Source organism: Kineococcus auxinigenes, from assembly GCF_050871525.1.
Lineage (GTDB): Bacteria > Actinomycetota > Actinomycetes > Actinomycetales > Kineococcaceae > Kineococcus.
Window position 1 is genome coordinate 1 of the sequence record NZ_JBKBCT010000127.1, and the last position, 5,035, is coordinate 5,035.

At 76.0% G+C, this 5,035-nt stretch carries 6 protein-coding genes; 1 reads left to right on the forward strand and 5 read right to left on the reverse strand.

Annotated elements, in window-relative coordinates; translation table 11 throughout:
- Window positions 1-135: 135 nt before the first annotated feature.
- From ACRYR9_RS19455 to ACRYR9_RS19475, 5 genes are all read right to left on the reverse strand, one after another.
- Window positions 136-630 (reverse strand): cell wall-binding repeat-containing protein, encoded by a 495-nt coding sequence (locus ACRYR9_RS19455; protein WP_432493410.1) that lies wholly within the window; start codon window positions 628-630, stop codon window positions 136-138.
- Between the two features lie 191 nt (window positions 631-821).
- Entirely contained in the window at window positions 822-1,412 is a 591-nt protein-coding gene (locus ACRYR9_RS19460; RefSeq protein WP_432493440.1) for a hypothetical protein, read from the reverse strand.
- 63 nt (window positions 1,413-1,475) lie between these two features.
- The gene (locus ACRYR9_RS19465; RefSeq protein ID WP_432493412.1) at window positions 1,476-2,624 is read right to left on the reverse strand and encodes a zinc-dependent alcohol dehydrogenase; all 1,149 of its coding nucleotides are present in this window, start codon (window positions 2,622-2,624) and stop codon (window positions 1,476-1,478) included.
- A gap of 93 nt (window positions 2,625-2,717) precedes the next feature.
- The gene (locus ACRYR9_RS19470) at window positions 2,718-2,969 is read right to left on the reverse strand and encodes a type II toxin-antitoxin system antitoxin (protein ID WP_432493414.1); all 252 of its coding nucleotides are present in this window, start codon (window positions 2,967-2,969) and stop codon (window positions 2,718-2,720) included.
- Window positions 2,966-3,952: an SPFH domain-containing protein gene (locus tag ACRYR9_RS19475; RefSeq protein WP_432493416.1), complete on the reverse strand. Its 987-nt coding sequence runs from the start codon at window positions 3,950-3,952 to the stop codon at window positions 2,966-2,968. The genes ACRYR9_RS19470 and ACRYR9_RS19475 overlap by 4 nt, the downstream gene beginning before the upstream one ends.
- A 98-nt stretch (window positions 3,953-4,050) precedes the next feature.
- On the opposite strand from ACRYR9_RS19475, the gene ACRYR9_RS19480 reads away from it, so the two are divergent.
- A partial coding sequence (locus ACRYR9_RS19480) for an MBL fold metallo-hydrolase (protein ID WP_432540216.1) occupies window positions 4,051-5,035 on the forward strand: 985 nt, incomplete at its 3' end.

The following is a 5,035-nucleotide window of genomic DNA, read 5'->3' on the forward strand; positions in this document are numbered from 1 at the left end:
CCCCCCCCCCCCCCCCCCCCCCCCCCCCCCCCCCCCCCCCCCCCCCCCCCCCCCCCCCCCCCCCCCCCCCCCCCCCCCCCCCCCCCCCCCCCCCCCCCCCCCCCCCCCCCCCCCGGGGTGGGGAGGTGGTGGGGGTCAGGCGGGGCAGCCGGCGGGGTCGGTGTACTGCTCGGCGTCGGCGAAGACGGCGTCGGAGACGCTCGAGGCGCCGCCGACGACCACCAGGTAGCAGGGGCGCAGGCGCTGCAGCTCGGCGCGGGTGGCGGCCGGCAGGGAGTCGCGCTCGGTGAGCAGCAGCGGCCCGGCGCCGAGGGAGGAGGGGCCGGCGGCCAGCGCGTCCGGGAAGGACGTGCCGGAGGCGAGGAAGACGATCGGGGTGTTGTCGTACTCCCAGATCGCCGCGGACACCTCCGCCGCGGTCTCGTAGCGGTCCCGTCCGGACAGGCGCAGGTTGCCGCGCTCGGTCGTGGCCGACTTCAGCTGGAAGCCGCTGCCCGTCCAGGCGGAGGAGGTCGCCGTCTTGACGGGGGTGTCGCCCTGGGCGGCGGCACTGCCGGCGGTGGCGAGCGCGGCACCGGCGAGGGTGGTGGCGGCGAGGGCGGCGGCGAGCTTCAGACGCACGGGGATCACTCCGGGAGGCGAGGAGGGGCTCGCACGGTGGTCACCGTGCGTGTCCACGACTGTGCCGGTGCACACCGCCCGCTCAGGTCCCCGACAGCCGCCGCCTGCGCCGGACGGGCGAGCACGTCACACGTTCCTCCGCCGGGCATCGCACCAGGTGCAACGACCACCACGCTGAGCGACGAACGGAAGAGCTCGGATCAGCGCACCCGCCGGACCAGCGCCCGCACGGCCCGGTACCCCACGACCCCGCCCAGCACCCAGGGCGCGGCGACGACGACCGGGTCCAGCACCTGGTGGTGCACGTCCGCGCGCCCCCGCCCCACCCGGGAACGCCACCCGTGGTGGGTCAGCTCGGCGCGCACGCCGGTCTCCGTGACGGGGTCGTCCGGGTGCCGGCTCGCGAAGGACCGCACCGTCTCCTCCAGCGAGTCCACCCGGTCCGCGGCGATGAGCAGCAGCCAGTGCGCGGTGCGGGCCTCGCCGTAGCGGTACGCGCAGCGGCGCACCGCGCCCGAGGCCCCCTTCAGCGGCGTGGCGGTGCCGAACACCGGCGTCAGGAACGCGTGCTCGATCGAGCGCTCGCGCGGGAACCGCTCGGGCTGGCGCTCGGGGAACTCCCAGTGCGCGCCGTTGAGGTCCGGGTCGAAGCGCTCGCGCGGGAACGACGGGCGGTCCGCCGGGTCCAGGTCCACGCCCCAGCCGGGGATCCGGGCGCGCAACTGCTCGGGCGTCTCCGGCAACGGGGGTTTGGCGGCGGTGTACGTGTACGCGGGGTTCTCGGGGTCCACGTCCGCGAGGTCGGTGCCCTCGAGGCGGGTCTGGCGCGGCTCGGTCACGTCGGCTCCTCCTGCTCAGCTCGCGCCCGGCACGACGAGCGGCTTGATGCAGCCGTCGAGCTTGGACGAGAAGACGTGGTACCCCTCGGCGACGTGCTCCAGGGGGAAGCGGTGCGTGACCACCTCGCGGGGCGTGAGGTGGCCGTTGCGGACGTGCTCGAACATGCGCGGCCACTGCCGCTTCACGGGCGTCTGGTTCATCCGCAGCGTCAGGCCCTTGTTCATGGCGTCGCCGAACTTCACGGCGTTCGGGACGGGCCCGTAGGCACCCATCACGGAGATCGTGCCGCCCTTGCGGACCGCGTCGATCGCCCAGTTCAGCGCGATCGGGGAACCGCCCTGCAGCTTCAGCTTCGCCCCGGCGACGTGCTGCAGGAAGTTGCCGTCCGCCTCGGCGCCCACCGCGTCGATGACCGCGTCGGCGCCGAGGTACCCGGTGATCCGCTTCAGGTGGACGACGACGTCGTCGTGCTCGGTGAAGTCCACGGTCTCCGCGTGGGCCATCGTGCGCGCCTTCTCCAGGCGCTCGGGCAGCTGGTCCACCACGATGACGCGCCCGGCCCCCATGAGCCAGGCCGACTGCGCCGCGAGCAGGCCCACCGGGCCCGCCCCGAGCACCACGACGACGTCGCCCTCGACGATGTCGGCGAGCTGCGCGCCGAAGTACCCGGTCGCCGCGGCATCGGTGAGCACGACCGCGTCCTCGTCGTGCATCCACTCCGGGATGCGCGCGGGGCCCACGTCGGCGAACGGGACGCGCACGTACTCGGCCTGGCCGCCGTCGTACCCGCCGGCGGTGTGGGAGTAGCCGTAGATCCCGCCCACGGCGGTCGCGTTGGCGTTGACGTTGTGGCAGTTCGACTGCAGCCCGCGCGCGCAGTAGTAGCAGGAACCGCAGAAGATGTTGAAGGGCACCATGACCCGGTCCCCCACCTGCAGCTTCTCCACCGACGGGCCCACCTGGTCGACGACGCCGATGAACTCGTGCCCGAAGGTGGTGCCGGGCCGGGTGTCGGGGATCGCGCCGTGGTAGAGGTGCAGGTCGGAACCGCAGATCGCAGCCAGCGTGACCCGCACGATCGCGTCGTTCGGGTGCTCGATGCGCGGCGGGTCCTTCTCCTCCGCGCGGACGCGGTACGGACCGCGGTAGACCATGGCTCGCACCAGCGGTTCCCCGTTCACCCTGGAGGCGGCCGGCTGCCGGACCTCGTCGGCGCCCACTGTGCCCCCGCGGTGGCGGGCCCGCACCCCCGCGGTTCAGCCGCCGTCCCGCCGCGGGGACGGGGGGCGGCCGCGGCGGGGCAGGTCGCCGGCGTCGGCGGGCATCCGCCCGGCCCGGCGCAGCGCCTCGCGCAGGACGAACTCCGCCTGGGCGTTGACGCTGCGCAGGTCGTCCGCGGCCCAGCGCGCCAGGGCCTCGTGCACGGCCGGGTCCAGGCGCAGCAGCACCTGCTTGCGGCCGCGCCCCCGCGGCGGAGCCCCGTCCGCGGCTCCGCCCGCTGCGCTCACCCGTACAGCGTGCCGGTGTTGACGACGGGGGTGGCCCGCCCGTCCCCGCACAGCACGACCAGCAGGTTGCTGACCATCGCGGCCTTGCGCTCCTCGTCGAGCTCGACCACGTCGAGCTCCTGGAGCCGCGCCAGGGCCAGTTCCACCATCCCGACCGCACCGGCGACGATCTGCTCGCGGGCGGCGACGATCGCGGAGGCCTGCTGGCGCTGCAGCATCGCCTGGGCGATCTCCGCGGCGTAGGCCAGGTGCGTGATGCGCACCTCCACGACCTCCACCCCGGCGACGGCGACGCGGGCGGCGACCTCGTGGGCCAGCTCGTCGGCGACGACGTCCGTCGAACCCCGCAGGGAGGTCCCGCCGGCGGCGGGCGCGTCGTAGGGGTGGGTGGTGACGACGTGGCGCAGCGCGGACTCGCTCTGCATCTCCACGAACTCGTCGTAGTCCTCCACGGCGAACGTGGACTGGGCGGTGTCGGCCACCTGCCACACGACGATCGCGGCGACCTCGACGGGGGAACCGGTGGCGTCGTTGACCTTCAGCCGGCCGGTCTCGAAGTTCCGCACCCGCACCGAGACGCTCACCGTGGTGGACAGCGGCACCACCATGACGAGCCCGGGGTCGCGGACGGTGCCGGTGTAGCGGCCGAAGAACTGCACGACGCGCGTCTGGCCGGGGTTCACGGTGCGCAGCGAGGTCAGCAGCACGAGCGTCGCCAGGCCCGCGAGGGCGGCGAGCACCCAGGCCGCCACCCGCAGGTCCGCCACGGCGAACCCCAGGCCGGCCAGCGCCAGCGCCAGCACGGCGGGGACCGCGACGGCCAGCAGGGCGCGGGCGCCGTGCAGGTGGGGGGCGGGGCGCTCGGCGATGTCGACGCGGGCGCCGTCGTGGCCGACGGGGGTGGTGGCCGGCGGGGCGGCGGAGGGGGCCTGGTCGTCGGCGAGGCGTTCCTGGGCGGAGCGGGCCTGGACGGTGCGGGACACGGTGCTCTCCTCTCGAGCGGGTCCCTAAAGTGATATCACTTTGCTAACTGGGTGTCGAGGCCCGCGCACCGGCCCCCGCGAGGGGGCAGGCTGGGGGCGTGGCAGCACGCGAACTCGTCGTCCTGGGCACCGCCAGCCAGGCACCCACCCGCACCCGCAACCACAACGGCTACCTGCTGCGCTGGGACTCCACCTCGGTGCTGTTCGAGGCCGGCGAGGGCACCCAGCGGCAGATGGTGCTGGGCGGGGTCGCCTCCCCCCGGGTGGAACGGATCTGCGTGACCCACCGGCACAACGACCACTGCCTGGGCCTGCCGGGCGTGCTGAACCGGATGGCGCTGGACTCCCCCGGCCGCTCCGTGACCGTGCACGGCCCCGAGGAGGCCGTGCCGCACCTGCGCGCCCTGGCCGCGGTCGCCGACGCCGACGTCGACGCGTGCGTGCAGGGGGTGCCGGTGCGCGCGGAGGACGTCCCGGTCACCGAGGTGGCGGGCTGCGCGGTGACGGCCCGGGCGCTGGACCACCGCGTGCCCGCCGTGGGGTACCGGCTCACCGAACCCGACGGGGTGCGGTTCCGGCCGCAGGCGCTGGCGGCGGCGGGGATCGCCGGCCCGGACGTGCGCGTGCTGCAGCGCGAGGGCGAGCTGCGCGGGGTGCGGCTGGCCGACGTCACCGAACCCCGGCCGGGTCAGGTGTTCGCCCTCGTGATGGACACCCGCGCCTGCCCCGCGGTGGAGCACCTGCTGCGCGGCGCCGACCTGGCGGTCGTGGAGTCGACCTACCTGCACCGCGACGAGCGGCTGGCGCAGGAGTACGCGCACCTGACCGCGCGGCAGGCCGGCGAGGCGGCGGCGCGCGCGGGCGTGCGCCGGCTGGTGCTCACGCACTTCTCGGCCCGCTACGGGGACCTGGACGAGCTCGGCGCCGAGGCCCGCGAGGCGATCGCGGGCCTCGGCGCCGGGACCGAGGTGCACGTGGCGGGGGGGGGGGGGGGGGGGGGGGGGGGGGGGGGGGGGGGGGGGGGGGGGGGGGGGGGGCGGGGGGGGGGGGCGCGCGGGCGGGGGGGGGGGGGGGCCTCGGAGC